Origin of the sequence: Sanguibacter sp. HDW7 (genome assembly GCF_011300875.1) — a bacterium.
Classification (GTDB): Bacteria; Actinomycetota; Actinomycetes; order Actinomycetales; family Cellulomonadaceae; genus Flavimobilis.
Map to the genome: position 1 here is coordinate 2,844,641 of NZ_CP049862.1, position 17,842 is coordinate 2,862,482.

A 17,842-nucleotide genomic window follows, 5' to 3' on the forward strand; every position below is an offset into this window, starting at 1 on the left:
GACGCAGTGCGCCCGCGCGGCGTGACGGGCAGGATGGTGGCATGACAGCGACGACGCTCCCGGACCTTACCGACGCGCTCACCCGTCAGTGGTCGAGGCTCGAGCGCTGGCTCGAGCCTCTCGGCGACGACCTGCTCGGCACGGCTGCGCTGCCGAGCGTCCTGCCGGGCTGGACGCGGGGCGAGCTCGTCAGCCACCTCGGGCGCTGCATGGGCGCGCTCACCGCGGCCGTCCCGCAGCCTGCGGGCACGCGCCCCGCGACGCTCTCGGAGTATCTCGGCGGCTACAAGGGAGCGGCCGAGCACATCACGACGGTGACGCGCGAGCTCGACGGCCGCATCGGCGGCGACAGGCTCGCAGAGGTCTCGCGGCTCGTCGCGGAGGCCTTCGCGCACCTGCGCACCCTCGGCGACGACGACGAGGCCGTCGTCCTCGGCAACCGTGCACCGCTGCGGCTGCGTGACCTCGTCGTCACGCGGCTCGTCGAGCTCGTCGTCCACGCGGACGACATCGCGCGCTCGTTCACGGACGTCGCCTCGACGCGCGGCGCGGACGACCCCGTCGACCGTGCGGCTCTCGCGATCGTCGCCGACGAGCTGTGCAACATCGTGCGGTCGCGGGGCGGCTGGGACCTCGAGGTCACGGACGCCCGCCTGTGGGTGCGGCTCGCGGCGGGCCGCGTGCCGTACGACGTCGACGAGCTCGCGGTCGCTCTGCGCACGACGTTCACCGCCGACTCGGTGCCCGACCTCGGCAACGTCCTGCCGCTCCTGTAGCGGTTCGGCTCAGAGCCAGAAGAACAGGGCGTCCCATGCCCGTCGCCACCACGTCTCACGGTTGCGCTCGCGCCGCCGCCGGTCGCCCCACGTCTCCTGCTGCCCCCTGGTCGTCATGCGGGCGAGCGTAGCGTCCCGTGCGCACGAAGGGGCAGCGGCCGGGCTGGTGAGGTCGGTATCGTGGCGTCATGCTGGCCGCCTACGTCGCCTCGACCTCGTCCACCGACCCGTTCGCGGGCCTCGTCGTCGGGGAGCGCCCTGCCCCAGAGCCGCGTGAGCACTGGACGACGGTCGACGTCGCCGCCGCGTCGCTCAACCACCACGACCTGTGGTCGCTGCGCGGCGTCGGGCTGCCCGACGCTCTCCTGCCGATGATCCTGGGCACGGACGCCGCGGGGACGACTCCTGACGGCCGCCGCGTCCTCGTCCACGGCGTCATCGGCGCCGACGGGCACGGCGTCGGCCCGACAGAGCGTCGTTCGCTGCTCTCCGAGCGCTACCAGGGCACGCTCGCGCAGCAGGTGTCCGTGCCGACGGCCAACGTGCTCGACGTTCCCGACGGCCTCGACCTCACTGTCGCGGCGTGCCTGCCGACCGCGTGGCTCACCGCGTACAGCCTGCTGTTCCGGGCGTGCGACCTTCGCCCCGGCGACTCGGTGCTCGTCCAGGGCGCGGGCGGCGGCGTGTCGTCGGCCGTGATCGTCCTCGGCGTCGCCGCAGGTCTCGAGGTCTTCACGACGAGCCGTTCCGAGGCCAAGCGTGAGCGTGCTGCCGCGCTCGGCGCGACCGCGCTCGAGCCGGGGGCGCGTCTCCCCCACCGGGTCGACGGCGTCGTCGAGACCGTCGGCCGCGCGACCTGGCGCCACTCCGTGTCCTCGGTGCGCCCCGGTGGGACCGTCGCGGTCGCCGGGGCGACGACGGGCGACCCCGACGCCGCAGACCTCACCCGCATCTTCTTCCAGGAGCTGCGCGTCCAGGGCGTCACCATGGGCACGCGCGAGGACCTCGCGGCCCTCGCCGCGTTCGTCGCCCGCACGGGCATCGAACCGCCGATCGCCGACATCCTGCCGCTCGCCGAGGCCGAGCGTGCCCTGCGCGCCCTCGATGCGGGCGAGCACTTCGGCAAGTTCGTCCTGACGCCATGAGCGGCGACCGCCCCGGCGAGCCGTTCACGCTCGCCGACCTCCCGCCCCACGCGCCCCTCGGCATGCCCGACGGCTGGGTCACGGACGTCCTCGGCGACGACTACCGCGCGCTCACGCTCCCGCTCGAGCCCGACGACGAGGGCGAGGTCGTCGCGACGCTCGTCCGCCACGACCCCGGGCTCGTCGGACTGCGCCCCGCGCGCGCCGTCCTCTACGTGCACGGCTGGTCCGACTACTTCTTCCAGACGGGCCTCGCCGAGTTCTGGACCCAGCAGAACATCGCGTTCTACGCGCTCGACCTGCGCAAGTACGGGCGCTCGATGCGCGAGCACCAGACCCCTGGTTACGTCGAGAGTCTCCGGACGTACGACGAGGAGATCGACGCAGCCCTCGCGGCCATCCACGCCGAGCTCGGCCCGCACTGCGCCGTCCTCCTCACTGCGCACTCGACGGGCGGCCTCATCACCGCGCTCTGGGCCGACCGCAACCCCGGCCGCATCACGGGTCTCGCGCTCAACTCGCCGTGGCTCGAGCTTCAGGGCTCCTCGATCGCCCGCACCGTCTCGACACCTGCCGTCACGCAGATCGCACGCTTCCACCCGCGCACGCCGCTGCCGAACATCGACCCCGGCTACTACGCTCGCGTCGTCGACGAGCACTCGGGCGGAGCATGGACCACCGACCCGCGCTGGCGTCCCAACCCGTCGTTCCCCGTGCGCGCGGGCTGGCTGCGCGCGATCCTCGCGGGCCACGCGACCGTCGCTGCGGGGCTCGACATCGACGTGCCCGTGCTCGTGTGCCTCTCGGCACGCACGTACATCAATCCCCGCTGGAGCGAGGAGATGCGTGCCGCCGACGTCGTCCTCGACGTCGAGACCATCGCGCGCCGCGTCCCGTCGCTCGGCGGCACCGTGACGCTCGTCCGCGTGCCCGGCGGCATCCATGACCTCGCCCTGTCCCCGACCGGTCCCCGGGCGCACTACTTCCTGCAGCTCGCGCGATGGTCGCTCGCGTACGGCTGGGGATAGCGGCGCGGCACCGGGTCCACGACGGGCCGCCCGACGCCGCGGGCGATGTCCCCGCGGGCACGCGGGCCGTCCCGCCCACAGGAACAAAGCGCTGAGGCGGGCCGCACCCAGGGGTGCGACCCGCCTCTGATCTCAGCGGTGCGTCAGCGGCACTCGGCGAGCGTCGGGCCCGTCTCGTCGCCCAGGCGCCACATGCGCCAGCCGTCGATGCCCGACGCGCCCACCGCGGCGCTCGCCGCGAGGTCGGCCGACCAGAACCGCTGGCCGTCCGCGAGCTCGAGGACGCCGTCCGTGAAGAGCGTCGCGTGGATCGTCTCGCCCCGACGGTGGCGCACCCACACGAGCGGGGCGGGACCGTCGAGCCGCGCCGCGAGCGCTGCGAGCGCCGGGTCGCGCGGGCCCTTCGGCGGGGCGACCTGCGGCGCGGACGGGGCCTGCGACGCGTGGGGCGTGGCGTAGCGGGAGACCTGCTCCTCGGTGACGTCGACGACCGAGTACTGCGCGCGCAGCGCGGCGGGTGACGCGTACGCACCAGAGGCCGTGTACGCGACCGGGGCGGCGTACGCCGCAGGCGCCGCGTGCACGACGGGCTCGGACGCGTACGGACCGAGGTCGTACGCGTCAGGTGCAAGCTCGTAGGCCATGGGTGCCGGCTCGGGCGCGTGGACCTCGGGCTCGAGGTAGACAGGGTCCGGGTCGGCGAGCGCGGGCGCCTCGACGTAGACCTCGTCAGCGGCCGACGCGGGGACGTCGTACGCCATCGCGGCCGCGAACGAGCGCGACGAGTCGCGCAGCGAGCTGAGGTCGTTCGGGTTGGTGTCGATCGACACCTCCTCGACCGACGCGAGACGGGCACGGTAGCGAGCGCCCGCATACCCGGCAGGGTGCGCGGAGGCGCCCGACGTCGCCGGGGCACTCGACGGCTGGTACGGCCGCGGGTGCGCCGTCGCGTGCGAAGGGGTCTGGGTCACGCCGATCGCCGCACGTGCGGGCGACACGGGCTCGTGCATCGGCTGCGGCTCGCGCACGGGCGCTGCCGCACGGGGTTCGGGGGCGGGGCGCTGCTGCACGGCAGGACGCTGCGGCTCGACATGACGCTGCGGCTCCGCCGAGCGGGTCGCGTACGCCGAGGGCTGCTGCGCCACGGAGCCGACGCCGGGGCCGCCGACCGCGGCGCCGCCGACCTCGGGCCGCGCCGCGTACGTGGACGCGGCGCGCACCGGCGAGGGGCTCTCGACGACGGGCTCCCGACGCGGCGCCTCGTACGAGGACGTCGGGGCGGCGTACGACGCAGCAGGCGCACGGTGGTGGTCGTACGACGGCTGGTCGTGAGCCGGCGGGTCCGTGACGACGGGCAGCGCCTGCGTCGACACCATCGCAGCGAGACGACGACGCTCGACCTCGTGGTCGACAGGCTCGTGCCCGGCGAGCGCGGACGTGCGCGTCACCTGCGGCGCGGCCGTGGCCTGGGGCCGCACCGTCTCCTCGAGCCCACGCGGGCCACGGCCACCGAGGCCGAGCGGCGAGACGTCGAGGACGCGTCGACCGTCCGTACCGCGCAGGACCCCGACGCGCAGGACGTCGACCCTGCTGCCGGGCTGACGGAGGAACTCGAGCGCGTCGAGCGCGTCGAGCGCGACTGCCGCGCACACGACGACGAGCCGCGCGCCACCGGGGCGACGTTCGCCGCCGACGACCTCGGGAACCGTCGTGAAGAGCTGGGCGCGGTCTCCCACGAACGCCTGCGGGCCGCGGTGGTAGCGCTGCGCGAGCTCGGCGTCGCCGAGGCGCGACGCGTGCCCGGCACGCACGAGCGCCGACGCGAGCGTCGCCGCGTCGAGGTTCGTGACGATCTCCGTGACGACGACGCCGCCGAACCCGTCGACCGAGAGGAGGAACGGCTCGTCGTGACCCGCACGCCCGCGCGCGACGGTGAGCAGCCGCTCGCCGAGCAGCGCACCGAGCCGCTGCTCGATGATCCGCTCCACCTGCGCCCCGACGGCCCCCGGTGCGGGCTCCATGGCCTGCACCGCGACGGTGCGGTCCGCGTCGAGCTCAAAGATCGCCACATCAGCTCCTGCTCGTCCCTGAGGCGCGCGGGAATACCACGCGCGGGGCAAGCCTAGGGCAGCGGCGCGCCGAATGCAGCCCGAACCATGACCGAGCCTGCGACGTCAGTCCCGCGGCAGGTGCTCCGCGAGCAGCTCCGCGAGCGCGACGCCGTGCGTGCCCCGCAGATGGTCCGCCTGCGTGCGGCACGAGAAGCCGTCCGCCACGTAGACGTCGCCGTCCGCCATCGCGTCGAGCGCCGGCAGGAGCTGCTGCTCGGCGACCTTCACCGAGACGTCGAAGTGGCCCTTCTGCATGCCGAAGTTCCCCGCGAGACCGCAGCAGCCCGAGAGCTCCGTCACCGTCGCACCCGCGCCCGCGAGCAGCGCACGGTCGGCCTCGAAGCCCATGACCGAGTGGTGGTGGCAGTGCGGCTGCACGACCGCCGTGACGTCCGAGAGGTCGGGCATCGTCCAGACCTCGGGGTCCGGACCGAGCGGCGCGGGCGCCGTGAGCAGCTCAGCGAGCGTCGTCGTCGCGCGGGCGACGGCGTGCGCTCGGGGGTCGTCGGGCAGGAGCTCGAGCAGGTCCGAGCGCAGCACGGCCGTGCACGACGGCTCGAGGCCGACGATCGGCACCCCGTTGACGCCGAACGGCCCCAGGACGTCGAGCAGGCCCTCGAGACGGCGCCGTGCCCCGTCGAGCTGACCCGTCGAGATCCACGTGAGGCCGCAGCAGGCCTCCTGGTCGGGGACGATGACGTCGTAGCCCGCCGCGACGAGCACCTCGACCGCGGCCGTCGGCACCTGCGGCGCCATCGTGTCCGAGAACGTGTCGGTCCACAGGACGACCTTCGTGCGGCCGCGCACGCCGGGGGTCAGCGGCGTGCCGTCGGCCGCGCCGAGCACGCCCGTCGTCACCGTCGCGTCCGCCGACGACGTCACCGGGACGCCACCCTTGCGCCAGCGGCGCCGGAACGGCTCCGACGCGAACGTCACCATCTTGGGGCGCGCCGTGTCCATGCCGCCGACCGCGAGGATCGCCCTGGCGAGCGGACGCACCTTGAACACCGCGTTCGCGAGCGCGGGCAGCCCCGGCACCGTCGTGACGAGCCGCGCCCAGCGCGGCAGCCAGCCGAGCGAGTAGTGGTCGACGGGCCGCAGCCGCCCCTGGTAGGAGCGGTGGAGGACCTCCGACTTGAGCATCGCCATGTCGACGCCCGCAGGGCAGTCCTTCGAGCACGCCTTGCACGACAGGCACAGGTCGAGCGCCCCGTGGACCTCGGGCGAGCGCCAGCCGCCCTGGACGAGTCGTCCGTTGAGCATCTCCTGGAGCGTCCGGGCCCGGCCGCGCGTCACGTCGTTCTCGTCGCGCGTCGCCTGGTACGAGGGACACATGAAGCCTGCCCCGGCGGTCGCGTTGTCCGCACGGCACTTGCCGACGCCCGTGCAGCGGTGGACGGCCTTGGTGATGTCGCCGTCGTCGTGCGTGAACGCGAAGCCCGCACCCTTCTTCCCCGGGTGCTTGACGACCTCGTGGCGCGCCGCGGGGCGGCGCAGGTCCGCGTCGAGCGGCGCGGGCCGCACGATGACACCGGGGTTGAGAGCGTCGTCCGGGTCGAGCAGCGCCTTGAAGCGCTCGAAGAGGTCGATGGCCCCCTGGGAGTACATGAGCGGCAGCAGCTCCGAGCGCGCGCGCCCGTCGCCGTGCTCGCCCGAGAGGGAACCGCCGTGCTTCGCGACGAGCGTCGCCGAGTCGACGATGAAGCGGCGAAACACCGCCGCGTCGTGCTCGAGCGGCAGGTCGATGCGCACGTGGATGCAGCCGTCGCCGAAGTGGCCGAACGCCATGCCCTCGACGCCGTAGGACTCCATGAGCGCGTCGAACTCGCGCAGGTACGTGCCGAGGCGCTCGGGCGGCACCGCCGCGTCCTCCCAGCCCGGCCACGCCTGCTTGCCCGACGGGGTCCGGCCGCCGAGGCCCGCCCCGTCCGCACGGATGCGCCACATCGCCGTGGCCTCCGGCCCCGGGGGCAGGACGACGGTCGCGTCGGTCGACGCCGCCGTCGCGATGCGACGAGCCTTGTCGAGCGCGTCGTCGAGCCCGTCGCCCGCGACCTCCACCATGAGCCAGCCCGCACCCGCGGGAAGCTCCGGCACCGAGCCCGGGCCCTTGACCCGTCGCACGACGTCGACGAGCCGCGCGTCGAGCCCCTCGATCGCGAGCGGGTCGAGCGCGAGCAGCGCCGGGACGTCGTCCGCAGCGGTCGGCATGTCCGGGTAGCCCAGCACGACGAGCACCGGCGCGGTGGCCTGCTCGACGAGACGCACCGTCGCACCGAGCACCGTGACCACGGTGCCCTCCGTGCCGACGAGCGCCTTGGCGAGATCCCGGCCGTTCTCGGGCAGCAGGTGCTCGAGCGAGTACCCCGACACCTGACGGCCGAACCGGCCGAGCTCCGTGCGGATGAGAGCCATCTCCGCCGTGACGAGCTCATCGAGCCCCGGCACGACCGTGAGCGCACCCGCGCCCGCACCCGCCGTGAACCGGCGCCCGAGCCCGTCGACGACGTCGAGCTCGAGCGTGTTGTCCGCGGTGCGTCCGTACGCGACCGCGTGGGGGCCGCACGCGTTGTTGCCGATCATGCCGCCGAGCGTCGCGCGGTTCTGCGTCGACGGGTCCGGGCCGAAGCGCAGGCCGTAGGGCGCAGCCGCCTTCTGCAGGCTCGACATGACGACGCCGGGCTCGATGCGCGCCGTGCGCGCCTCCGGGTCGATCTCATGGATCCGGTGCAGGTGCCGCGACAGGTCGAGGACGACGCCCGGACCGACCGCGTTGCCCGCGACCGACGTCCCCGCGCCGCGCGCCGTCACCGGCACGCCCGCCTCCCGCGCGACCTCGAGCGCAGCGAGCACGTCGTCCGTGCTGCGCGGCACGACGACGACCTGCGGCGGCACCCGGTAGTTCGAGGCGTCCGTCGAGTACTGCGCCCGCCTCGCCGACGACGCGTCGACCTCTCCCGAGACGGCGACGCTCAGCGCCGCGACGAGGTCAGCGGCCTCGGAAGGTTCGGGGGAGGGCAGGGTTGCGGGTGCGCTCGACACGGGGAAATCCTCCCACGACCTGGACATGTCTGTCCGGACCTCGGACCTACCGACGCCGGCAGGGCGCGCCACGCCCGGGTGCCGCCGGCGGGCGTGAGGCCCGCCGGCGCGCCACGTCAGGCGAGCGACGCCTCGAGGGTGATCTCCGTGCCGGCGAGCGCCTTGCTCACGGGGCACGTCGCCTTCGCCTGCTCGGCGATCTCGACGAAGCGCGCCTCGTCGATCCCCGGGACCTCACCCTCCACCGCGACGCGGATCCCCGGGATGCGGAAGCCGCCCGCCGGGTCCGGACCCAGGTCGACCTCGACGCTCACGTGCAGCGCGTCCGGGGCGTGACCCGCCGCACCGAGGAGCGCCGAGAGCTGCATCGCGTAGCACGACGAGTGCGCGGCCGCGATGAGCTCCTCAGGACTCGTCACCCCGTTCGCGTCGTCGGCCGAGCGCGTCGGGAACGAGACCGTGAACGTGCCGGCACCGGAGCTCGACAGCTCGACCTGGCCCTGCCCCTCCTCGAACGAGCCGTTCCATGCGGTACGTGCGGTACGCGTGGGCATGACAACCTCCAGTGCATCGGGACCAGCTGACCCTTCCGAACCTAGCCCGAGCCGCCGACAACGGCCATGGCTCGCCACCGTCGTCCTGCACCTCGGTCGCACCGAGCGCATCACCCGAAGACTCACCCCGACGACACCGACCCGAACGCTCATGCTGCGACGCACGGGTGCCGATACAGAGGTATGACGCAGCGGACCGAGCAGAGCCCCGAGAGCGGCTTCCGCCACTCTTCGGACACGGCTCTGCAGGTCGAGGAGCCGGACCCTTTCCAGCTGGTCCGGATGGAGGAGCTCCGCGAGCTCCTCCGGGTCCCCGGGGTCGACCTCACGATCCCTGAGCACGTCGAGCGACTCTTCGTCGACTGGTGCTGCCGCTGGCACGCGACGCCGCCCACGGAACGCTGGAACCCCATGCCGTCGCTCACCGCGCTCGGCATCGCCGTCGGCGACCTCGCCCGCGCGCAGCGACCCGACCTCCGCTGGTGCGTCGTCGCTGACTGCAGCCCCACGACGCTCGTCCTCGCCGACGCTCACGGCCGCGCCGTCGCGAGCCCCCTCACCGACATCGCGACCTGGTGGATGAGCCGCGAGCTCGCGGGCATCACCGTGCTCCTCGCACGCCTCGCCGTCGCGCCCGTCACCGCAGGACGGCACGCCCCGCTGCAGGTGCGGGAGCGGTCGGGCGCTCGCAGCGTCGCCTGACACCCCGCCTCCCGCGAGCCGTCACCTTCCCCACGTGCCCCTCACGAGGCGGGATGCGACACGTAGCCGCGAGGACCCGTGACGACGTAGGTCGCCTCCGGGACCCACGCCGCACCGTCCGCGACCAGCACGAGCTCGAACGTCACCACGGCACCCTCCTCCTCACGCCCGAGGACGTCCGTCACCGCACGCACCCCCACGTCCGCCGTCGTCCGCCGCAGCAACGAACCACCGAGCGAGACGACGCCCATGTCGTCGACCTTCATCCCCCACTGGTCGACGACCACGTCTCCGACGCCCTGGACGTCCGCGTCGGCGCCTCCCGGTGCGCGGGGCTCCGTCCACGCCGCCGTGCCGTCGGGCGCGACCGTGAACGACATGCTGTCGACGTCGAGTCCCGTGGCCCCCACCACCCGGACGAGGAGCGCCAGGGTGTCCGGCGCGTCCTCGCTCGTCAGGACACCCGTCGACGCGCGGGAGCTCTCGTAGGACACCGACGTGCCCTCGACCCTCAGCACGCCGTTGTCGTCCGAGACCGTCCACGTCTCTCCCGCATGCACGGGCCGGCCCGCCATGCCGAGCGCACCGGCGACCGCAGCGACACGCGCCCGCGACACAGTGACGGGCTCGAGCGCGAGCGCCCGGACCGTCGTCCCCCGGGACCACTGCTCGTCCTCAGGAGTCACGGGGTGCGAGGCGAGCACAAAGCCCCCGGCGTCGTACATGAGCGGACCGAGATCCTCAGCTGCCTGCGCGGCTGTCGTCGCTCGTGCCGTGTCGAGGCTCGCTCTGCTCGCACCGAGGCCCCCCAGGCGGTCGGCGACGACCGCGACACCCCCGCCGACGACGAGGACGGCCGCCGCCGCGACGCCCACCCAGCGGGTGCGCAGGCGACGACGGCGGGCCCGTGCGTCATCGGGGGCCACGAGGGGCAGCACCCGGGCGTCGTCACCGGTGGCGCCGCTCCCTGTCGCGGCACCTCCGGGGACTTCTCCTCGAGGAGTCGCAGCCTCGGGCGACGCGACATCTGGCGACGTGCCCGGTGCGGACGTCGGCAGCGCGGCCCCGCCGAGGATCGCAGCAGCAGCCGCAGCCTCGGGCTCCCCCGCACCGTCCTCGACGAGCAGTCGTGCGACCCGCAGCCTCAGCTCCAGGTCGCCCCCGCCCGCCGGACCCGCGACATCGCCGACGAGCGCCGTCACACGCGCACGCAGCGCCGCGACGTCGGGCTCCGAGCCCGCCGCCGGATCCGTCGCACGCAGCCGTGCGAACGCCTCGTCGTCAGTCACCTGCGTCACCCCACCTCACGCTCCGCCCACAGCTCGCGCAACCGGGCGCGCGCACGCGACAACGCCGCCTCCGCGCCACCCTTCGAGATCCCCAGGACCGCCCCCAGCTCGGCCCCCGAGAGCCCTTCCCACGCATGCAGCACGAGCACCTGACGGTCCCGCGCGCTCAGCCTGCCCAGCACCTCACGCACCGCGTCGTCGACGACCACGAGGTGCTGCGGGTCCGCATGGTCGACCTCGACCGGCAGGTTCTCCACGAGCACCGGCTTCGCCTTGCGACGGTGGTTCGCCAGCAGGTAGCCCGCCGTCCTGTAGAGCCACGCGAGCTCGAGGCCGTCGGGCACGTCCTCACGCCGGCGCCACGCCGTCGCGAAGACCTCCGCCGTGAGGTCGTCGACCTCACCCGGGTGCGTACGGCGCGCGAAGTACCGGTGCACCGCCGTCGCATGACGACGGAACACGTCCTCGAACCACTGCGGTCCGTGCTCCACGCGCCCTCCTCCCGGCAGGTCCCGGACGACGTGCGTCGTCCTCTCCACCTCTCTCTGTCGTGGCACCGCCGATCCTTGCACCCACCTCCGACAATCCGTCCCAGACCGGCGCAGGGACCTTGGGGCATTGCCCCTGCGAGCCCCGGAGGCGAGGATGGGAGGACCGACAAGGACGTCGCACCGCCGCGACGTCGGAAGGTGGTGAGCACGATGTCCGAGCGCAGGATCGTCGTCGGGGTCGACGGGTCCCCAAGCTCCGCGCACGCGCTCGAGTGGGCCGTCCGCGACGCCCGCACCGACGGCGCGCACGTCCGGGTCGTGCTCGTGTGGGACACGACGTGGCTCGAGACCGTCCCCCTCGGCCCCCTCGCCGTCCTCGAGGCCGCCGACAACTACGAGGCCGTCGCCAAGGGCGCCCGCGAACGGCTCGACCAGCTCATCTCCCACACCGACACCACCGGGGTCGAGGTGACGGCCGAGGAGATCCGCGGCACCGTCGTCCCCACGATCCTCGAGCGTGGCACGGGCGCAGATCGCATCGTCGTCGGGCGGCGCGGCCTCGGCCGGCTCGGCCGACTCTTCATGGGCTCCGTCTCAGCCGGCGTCGTCCGTCAGGCACGCGTGCCCGTGACGATCGTCCCCGACCCCGAGCACGCCGCCGCGCTCCTCGAGCAGGCCGCTCACGACGGGGAGATCGACGAGACGCCGCGCGTCGTCGTCGGCGTCGACGGCTCCGACGCCTCCGTGGCCGCCCTGCGCCACGGCGCCGAGCTCGCCACGCGGCACGACCTGCCGCTGCACGCCGTCGCGTGCTGGCAGGTGACGACGACGGGTCCGCTGCCCAACCAGTTCGGCTGGGCACCGCCCGTCGAGGACTACATCCAGCACACCGAGGAACTCCTCGCGCGGGCCGTCGCACACGCGGCGCTCGGGCTGCCCGAGGGGCGGCTCGTCGAGCACGTCGAGCGCTCCGCGCCGGCGCGCGGGCTGCTCAGGGCCGCGTCCGGCGCACGCCACCTCGTGCTCGGGTCGCGGGGGCTCGGCGGGTTCGAGCGGCTGCTGCTCGGGTCGGTGTCGTCCCAGATGGTCGAGCACTCGCCCTGCCCCGTGACAGTCGTCCGGGCGTGAGCGCCCCTGCCCTTCCCTCACGACAGCCCCGCCCCACCACCCCTGTGGTGTTCCGATAGCCGATCCGTGCACGTATGACGCGCGGATCGGCTATCGACCATCAGTGGCCACGGCCGCACCGCGGCTCGGGACCATCGATAGCCGATCCGCACACATGAGGTGTACGGATCCGCTATCGATCAGCGCGACCCACGTCCCGCACTTGGGCGCAGACACGTCGATAGCCGATCCACATGCGTGAGGCGCACGGATCGGCTATCGACACCCGGGGAGGGTCAGCCCTGGGGAAGCCCTGGGTCGTCCTCGGTCGTCTTCGGTCAGTCCTGGGACGGGACCGGCTTGGCCGACGCGACCGTGAGGCCCGCCGCCGCCATGACACCGACCATCGCGAGCACCATGAGCAGCGGCGCAACCCACGACCCCGACGCGTCGTGCACCAGGCCCAGCACGACCGGACCCGCCGCCGCGAGGGAGTAGCCGAGCCCCTGGACGAACGCCGACATGCGCCGCATGTTCGCCGTGCCGCCCGAACGCCGCACCATCATGACGACGACCATCGTGAAGAACCCGCCCTGCGCGACGCCCGCGAGCGCCATCCACACGAGGTACCCGTGCGGCGCGAGCAGCAGGCCCGTCGGTAGCGCGAGCCAGCACGTCACGAGCATCGCCGACACGGTCCGCAGGTGCAGGCCGCGCGCGACGAGCGCCGGCGCACCGAGGCTCCCGACGATCGCCATGAGCTGAAACACCGAGGCAGCAGCGCCCGCGCCGTCCGCCGACAGCCCGATCGTGTCCGCGAGGATCGACGGCAGCCAGGTGCTCGTCCCGTAGTAGCTGAACGACTGCGCGCCGAAGGCCGCGACGAGCAGCCACACGTCCCACCGCTTCCACGGCGGCAGCAGCGCGATGCTATCGGCCGGAGCAACCTCGCGGGACGTCGCGACCCGCTCGGCCGACGAGGCAGGGGCCGCAGCGATCCGCGCCGTCGCGACCCGCCACACGACGCCCGCGACGACGACGAGCAGCCCCCACGAGACGAGCGCCCACCGCCAACCGACGAGCGCAGCAAGCGGCGCCGTGCCGACCGTCGTGATGACCGAGCCGAGGTTGAGCGCGGACGTATAGATACCCGTGATGATGCCGACGCGCGACGGGAAGTCCCGCGCGACGATGACCGGCACCGCGACGTTGCCGATCGTGATGGCCACGCCGATGACGATCGTGCCCGATATCGCGAGAGGGAACCCGCCCGACGAGCGCACGACCGTGCCCAGCAGCACGAGCGCGAGCGACACGAGGACCGCCCGCTCGAGGGACGCCCGGCGCAGGTACGCCGCGACGAAGGGAGTCGCCGCGGCGAAGCAGATGACGGGGATCGTCGAGAGCAGGCCGGCGGTGCCGTCCGTGACGCCGAGGTCTGCGGCAAGGTCCCTGATGACCGGGGCGACCGCGACGATCGGACCGCGCAGGTTGAGCGCGTACAGGACGATGGCGACGAGCAGGAGTCCGGACGCCCCGCCGACGGCGGTGCGGGCTCGCGTGGTGATGATGACCTCCTCGGGCGGGGTGCGCGCTTTGCGTCAGACCCCGGGAACGACGAAGGCCCCCACCCGAGGGTGGGGGCCTTCTGACGAGCCGCCTGTGAGAATCGAACTCACGACCTTTTCATTACGAGTGAAACGCTCTGCCGACTGAGCTAAGGCGGCTTGGCCCTTCGAGACGCCGCAGCGCCCTCAAGCCTCGGCAACAATACCCAGCGAACCCGGCCCGCGCAAAATCCGTGCGGGTCGGTTGCCTCACGTCAGCAGACGAGACCCTCCGCGGGCACGGTGCCGTCGAGGAAGTAGGCGTCGACGGCACCCTGGATGCACGAGTTCGAGCGTCCGTACGCGGTGTGCCCCTCGCCCTCCCACGTGAGGAGCGTGGCGGAGTCGAGCGTCGCAGCGAGCGCCTCCGCGCTGGCGTAGGGGGTCGCCGGGTCACCCGTCGTCCCGATGACGACGATGGGCGCCGCTCCCTTCGCCGAGATGTCGTAGTCGACCTCGGCGACCGGCGTCGGCCAGTCCTTGCAGACGAGCCCGCCAAACGCGAACGACTCCCCGAGCGTCGGGGCGACCTCGAGGATCTTGAGGCGGTCGGCCTCCATCGTCGCGAGGTCGGTCGAGCCGCGGGAGTCGGCGCAGCCGACCGCGCGGAACGCCGAGAAGCTGTTCGTGCCGAAGGAGCCGTCGGGCTGACGATCGTTGTACATGTCGGCGAGCTGGAGCAGCCCGGTGCCGTCACCCTCGACGAGCGCGAGGCGCAGCGCGGCCGTGAGGTACGGCCACGAGGCGTCCGAGTAGAGGGCGACCGCGATGCCGTAGAACGCGAGGTTCCGCGTGAGCGGGCGGGCATCGTCGTCCGTCGGCAACGGGTTCGCGAGCGCACGCTCCGTGAGGTCGTGGATCAGCTGGAGCCCGGAGTCGACGTCGCCCGTGAGCGGGCACTGCGCGCCCGCCTGGCACGACGTGACGTAGTTGCGCAGCGCGAGCTCGAAGCCCTTCGCCTGCCCGAGGCTCGCCTCGTCGCTCGTCTGCGTGATGTCGACGGCGCCGTCGAGGACGAGCCGCCCGACCCTCTCGGGGAACTGGCCGGCGTACGCCGCCCCGAGCTGCGTGCCGTAGGAGTAGCCGAGGTACTGCAGCGACTCGTCCCGCACGAGGACCCGCAGCAGGTCCATGTCGTGGGCCGCCGACGCTGTGTCGACGTTGCCGAGCAGCGTGCCCGTGCGTGCGAGGCAGCCGTCCGCGAACGTCTTCTGCTCCGCCTCGAACGACGCGCGCCCCTCGGCGGTCCGCACGTCGTGGTCCGTCTGCGTCATGCGGTCGAGCACGTCGTCGTCGACGCACTCGACGGGCGTCGAGCGCCCCACGCCGCGTGGGTCGAAGCTCACGAGGTCGTAGACCTCCGTGACCTCCCGGCTCACGAGGCCGACGGCCGACTCGATGAAGTCGATGCCCGAGCCGCCGGGACCACCGGGATTGACGAGGATCGAGCCGACGCTCTCGCCGCGCGCGGGCGAGCGCACGACCTCGAGCGACGCCGAGCCGAGTGACGCGTCGCGCCAGCTCACGGGGATCGAGACAGTTGCGCACTCGAGACGCCCGCCGATGCAGCCGTCCCACGTGACCTGCTGCGCGTAGTAGTCGCGGAACGCCGGGTCGAGGCCTTCGGGAAGGAGCGAGTCGAAGTTCGCGGGCAGGTCTGTCGCGGCCGTCGGGCCGTCGTCGTCCACAGGCGTCGCCTGCTTGCTCGCGACGCACCCCGAGACGAGCAGCGCGAGCGCGGCGAACACGGCGGCAGCACGCAGGGGACGGGGACGGACGGACGGACGGCGGGGGTCGACGGGCACGCCCCCACGGTAGCCGCCCCCACGGACACTCGCCCCACACCGCCCACCGGGACCGCGAGATAGGGGTTCCGCGTCGAGATAGTGGTCTGCGGAGCACTATCTCGACGCCAGACCCCTATCTCGCGGTAGCGCGACGGGAGAACAAGTTGTCGGGGTAGCCCGACAGGATTCGTCGGGGTGGCAGGATCGTGGCCGTGACCACGCCACGGAAGGGTGGAGGTATGAACACCGAGACCCGCCGCGGACGCGTCGCCGGAGCGAGCATCTACACGCTCACGTCGCTCCCGCTCACCGTCTTCTCCTTCTCCCTGGTCCTCACCGGGCTCACCGCAGGCATCGGGCTCGCCGTCGTGTGGGTCGGCGTGCCGCTGCTCGCGGCGACGCTCGTCGGCGCACGCGGCCTCGCGCAGCTCGAACGCGTGCGGCTGCGCCGGCTTCTCGGCGACGACGTCCCGCCGGCCCGCTACCTTCGCCCCGGCCCCGACGACTCCCGGGTCCGCCGCGCCCTCCTCCCGCTGCGCGACCCGCAGGCCTGGCTCGACGCCCTGTGGTCGATCGTCGCGCTCGTCACGTCGCTCGTCGCGTTCACGCTCACCGTGACCTGGTGGGCACTGACGCTCGGGGGTCTCACCTACTGGTTCTGGCAAGGCTGGCTCCCGGATCTCGACGGCACGCTCGCGGGGCTCCTCGGGCTCGGCGACGGCCGCACGATGGCGTCCCTCGTCAACCTCGCCGTCGGCGTCGTCGCGCTCGTGACCCTTCCCTGGGTCGTCCGCGGCTCGGCCCGTCTCCACGCCGGGCTCGCGACGCTGCTGCTCACGACGCGGGGAACTCTCGAGTCGGACGTGGACCGCGTCGAGGTGGCCCGCAGCTCAGCGACGGCCGCTGAGGCCGCGCAGCTGCGTCGGCTCGAGCGCGACATCCACGACGGCCCGCAGCAGCGGCTCGTCCGGCTGCAGATGGACCTCGGCCGCGCCCGCACGCACCTCGCCGAGGACCCGGAGCGTGCCGCCGAGGCGCTCGAGTCCGCGGTCCGGCAGGCCACCGACACCCTCGACGAGCTGCGCGCGCTCTCGCGCGGCATCGCCCCGCCGCTGCTCGTCGACCGTGGCCTCGCCGTCGCGATCGACGACCTCGCGTCGCGCGCGACGGTGCCCGTCCACGTCGACGTCAACCTGCCCGGACGGCCCGACCCCGTCGTCGAGCAGACCGCGTACTTCGTCGTGAGCGAGGCGCTCACGAACGTCGCCAAGCACTCGGGCGCGACCCGTGCGCAGGTGACGCTGCAGGTCGCGGGCGACGCGCTGTACGTCGACGTGCTCGACGACGGCGTCGGCGGCGCGCACCCTGCCAAGGGCACAGGGCTCGCCGGCCTCGCCCGACGCCTCGAGGGCGCGCGCGGTACGCTCACGATCGACTCGCCCGAGGGCGGTCCGACGGTCCTGCGGGCCGTCGTCCCCTGGCGCGCCGGCTGATCGGCGGGCGCGCTCCCGACCGAAGGAGCGCGCGTGCGCATCGTCGTCGCCGACGACTCCGTCCTCCTGCGCGAGGGCCTGCAACTGCTGCTCAGCGAGGCGGGGCACGACGTCGTCGCGGCCGTCGGCGACGGCACCTCGTTCGTCACGGCGATGCTCGCCGAGCGGCCCGACGTCGGCATCTGCGACGTGCGCATGCCGCCGTCCGGCACCGACGAGGGGCTGCGCGCGACGCTCGAGCTGCGGCGCACGTGGTCGGACGCGCCCGTCGTCCTGCTCAGCCAGTACGTCGAGGTCGCCTACGCCGACGAGCTGCTCGCGACGGGCGTCGGCGGCGTCGGCTACGTCCTCAAGGACCGCGTCGCCGACGTCGAGCACCTGTGCCGGACCCTCGAGGACGTCGCGCGCGGCGGGACCGCGCTCGACCCGGACGTCGTCGGGCGGCTCATGTCGCGGCGGCGCGACCCCGTCCAGGCGCTCACGCCGCGTGAGCACGACGTCATGACGCTCATGGCGCAGGGGCTGTCGAACGCCGCGGTGGCGGCGAGCCTGCACGTCACCGAAGGTGCGGTCGAGAAGCACACGCAGCGCATCTTCGCGAAGCTCGACCTCTCCCCCGACGACACGGACACCCACCGCCGGGTCCGGGCGGTCGTCAACTACCTCAGGGCGACGACGTAGTCCCGGCGACCGCTGCCCCGGCGACCTAG

Annotated in this window: 14 protein-coding genes and 1 tRNA gene; 7 read left to right on the forward strand and 8 right to left on the reverse strand. The window is 73.5% G+C overall.

The window, feature by feature from the left end:
* Positions 1 to 41: 41 nt before the first annotated feature.
* The 3 genes from G7063_RS12900 to G7063_RS12910 all read left to right on the forward strand — a co-directional run bounded on the left by G7063_RS12900 (position 42) and on the right by G7063_RS12910 (position 2,949).
* Complete coding sequence (locus G7063_RS12900; protein WP_166414752.1) at positions 42 to 776, forward strand: maleylpyruvate isomerase N-terminal domain-containing protein; 735 nt, start codon at positions 42 to 44, stop codon at positions 774 to 776.
* A 188-nt stretch (positions 777 to 964) separates the two neighbouring features.
* Complete coding sequence (locus G7063_RS12905) at positions 965 to 1,921, forward strand: zinc-binding dehydrogenase (protein WP_166414753.1); 957 nt, start codon at positions 965 to 967, stop codon at positions 1,919 to 1,921.
* Positions 1,918 to 2,949 carry an alpha/beta hydrolase gene (locus tag G7063_RS12910; protein ID WP_166414754.1) on the forward strand — a complete coding sequence of 344 codons (1,032 nt, stop codon included), beginning with the start codon at positions 1,918 to 1,920 and terminating at the stop codon, positions 2,947 to 2,949. The genes G7063_RS12905 and G7063_RS12910 overlap by 4 nt, the downstream gene beginning before the upstream one ends.
* A 143-nt stretch (positions 2,950 to 3,092) precedes the next feature.
* Here G7063_RS12910 and G7063_RS12915 read toward each other — a convergent pair whose 3' ends face one another.
* From G7063_RS12915 to G7063_RS12925, 3 genes are all read right to left on the reverse strand, one after another.
* Positions 3,093 to 5,018: a hypothetical protein gene (locus G7063_RS12915; protein ID WP_166414755.1), complete on the reverse strand. Its 1,926-nt coding sequence runs from the start codon at positions 5,016 to 5,018 to the stop codon at positions 3,093 to 3,095.
* Positions 5,019 to 5,123: 105 nt separating this feature from the next.
* On the reverse strand, positions 5,124 to 8,129 hold the full coding sequence (locus tag G7063_RS12920; RefSeq protein ID WP_166414756.1) for an FAD-binding and (Fe-S)-binding domain-containing protein: 3,006 nt from the start codon (positions 8,127 to 8,129) through the stop codon (positions 5,124 to 5,126).
* Positions 8,130 to 8,218: 89 nt separating this feature from the next.
* Positions 8,219 to 8,656, reverse strand: a complete 438-nt coding sequence (locus tag G7063_RS12925) for an OsmC family peroxiredoxin (protein WP_166414757.1) — start codon at positions 8,654 to 8,656, stop codon at positions 8,219 to 8,221.
* Between the two features lie 183 nt (positions 8,657 to 8,839).
* On the opposite strand from G7063_RS12925, the gene G7063_RS12930 reads away from it, so the two are divergent.
* On the forward strand, positions 8,840 to 9,358 hold the full coding sequence (locus G7063_RS12930; RefSeq protein WP_166414758.1) for a DUF3806 domain-containing protein: 519 nt from the start codon (positions 8,840 to 8,842) through the stop codon (positions 9,356 to 9,358).
* A 41-nt stretch (positions 9,359 to 9,399) separates the two neighbouring features.
* Here G7063_RS12930 and G7063_RS12935 read toward each other — a convergent pair whose 3' ends face one another.
* The gene (locus G7063_RS12935; protein WP_166414759.1) at positions 9,400 to 10,647 is read right to left on the reverse strand and encodes a hypothetical protein; all 1,248 of its coding nucleotides are present in this window, start codon (positions 10,645 to 10,647) and stop codon (positions 9,400 to 9,402) included.
* Between the two features lie 5 nt (positions 10,648 to 10,652).
* A complete protein-coding gene (locus G7063_RS12940) occupies positions 10,653 to 11,138 on the reverse strand; it encodes an RNA polymerase sigma factor (RefSeq protein WP_166414760.1) in 486 nt (161 codons plus the stop codon).
* A gap of 210 nt (positions 11,139 to 11,348) precedes the next feature.
* On the opposite strand from G7063_RS12940, the gene G7063_RS12945 reads away from it, so the two are divergent.
* Positions 11,349 to 12,266, forward strand: a complete 918-nt coding sequence (locus tag G7063_RS12945) for a universal stress protein (RefSeq protein WP_166414761.1) — start codon at positions 11,349 to 11,351, stop codon at positions 12,264 to 12,266.
* 317 nt (positions 12,267 to 12,583) lie between these two features.
* Here G7063_RS12945 and G7063_RS12950 read toward each other — a convergent pair whose 3' ends face one another.
* The 3 genes from G7063_RS12950 to G7063_RS12960 form a co-directional block, all read right to left on the reverse strand.
* Complete coding sequence (locus tag G7063_RS12950) at positions 12,584 to 13,816, reverse strand: CynX/NimT family MFS transporter (RefSeq protein WP_166415369.1); 1,233 nt, start codon at positions 13,814 to 13,816, stop codon at positions 12,584 to 12,586.
* Positions 13,817 to 13,899: 83 nt separating this feature from the next.
* Positions 13,900 to 13,972, reverse strand: a tRNA-Thr gene (locus G7063_RS12955).
* Between the two features lie 95 nt (positions 13,973 to 14,067).
* Complete coding sequence (locus G7063_RS12960) at positions 14,068 to 15,657, reverse strand: alpha/beta hydrolase (protein ID WP_166414762.1); 1,590 nt, start codon at positions 15,655 to 15,657, stop codon at positions 14,068 to 14,070.
* 221 nt (positions 15,658 to 15,878) lie between these two features.
* Between G7063_RS12960 and G7063_RS12965 the strand changes: the two genes are divergently transcribed.
* Both G7063_RS12965 and G7063_RS12970 read left to right on the forward strand, forming a co-directional pair.
* A complete protein-coding gene (locus G7063_RS12965; RefSeq protein WP_166414763.1) occupies positions 15,879 to 17,132 on the forward strand; it encodes a sensor histidine kinase in 1,254 nt (417 codons plus the stop codon).
* Between the two features lie 33 nt (positions 17,133 to 17,165).
* A complete protein-coding gene (locus G7063_RS12970) occupies positions 17,166 to 17,813 on the forward strand; it encodes a response regulator transcription factor (RefSeq protein ID WP_166414764.1) in 648 nt (215 codons plus the stop codon).
* The last annotated feature ends 29 nt before the right edge of the window (positions 17,814 to 17,842 follow it).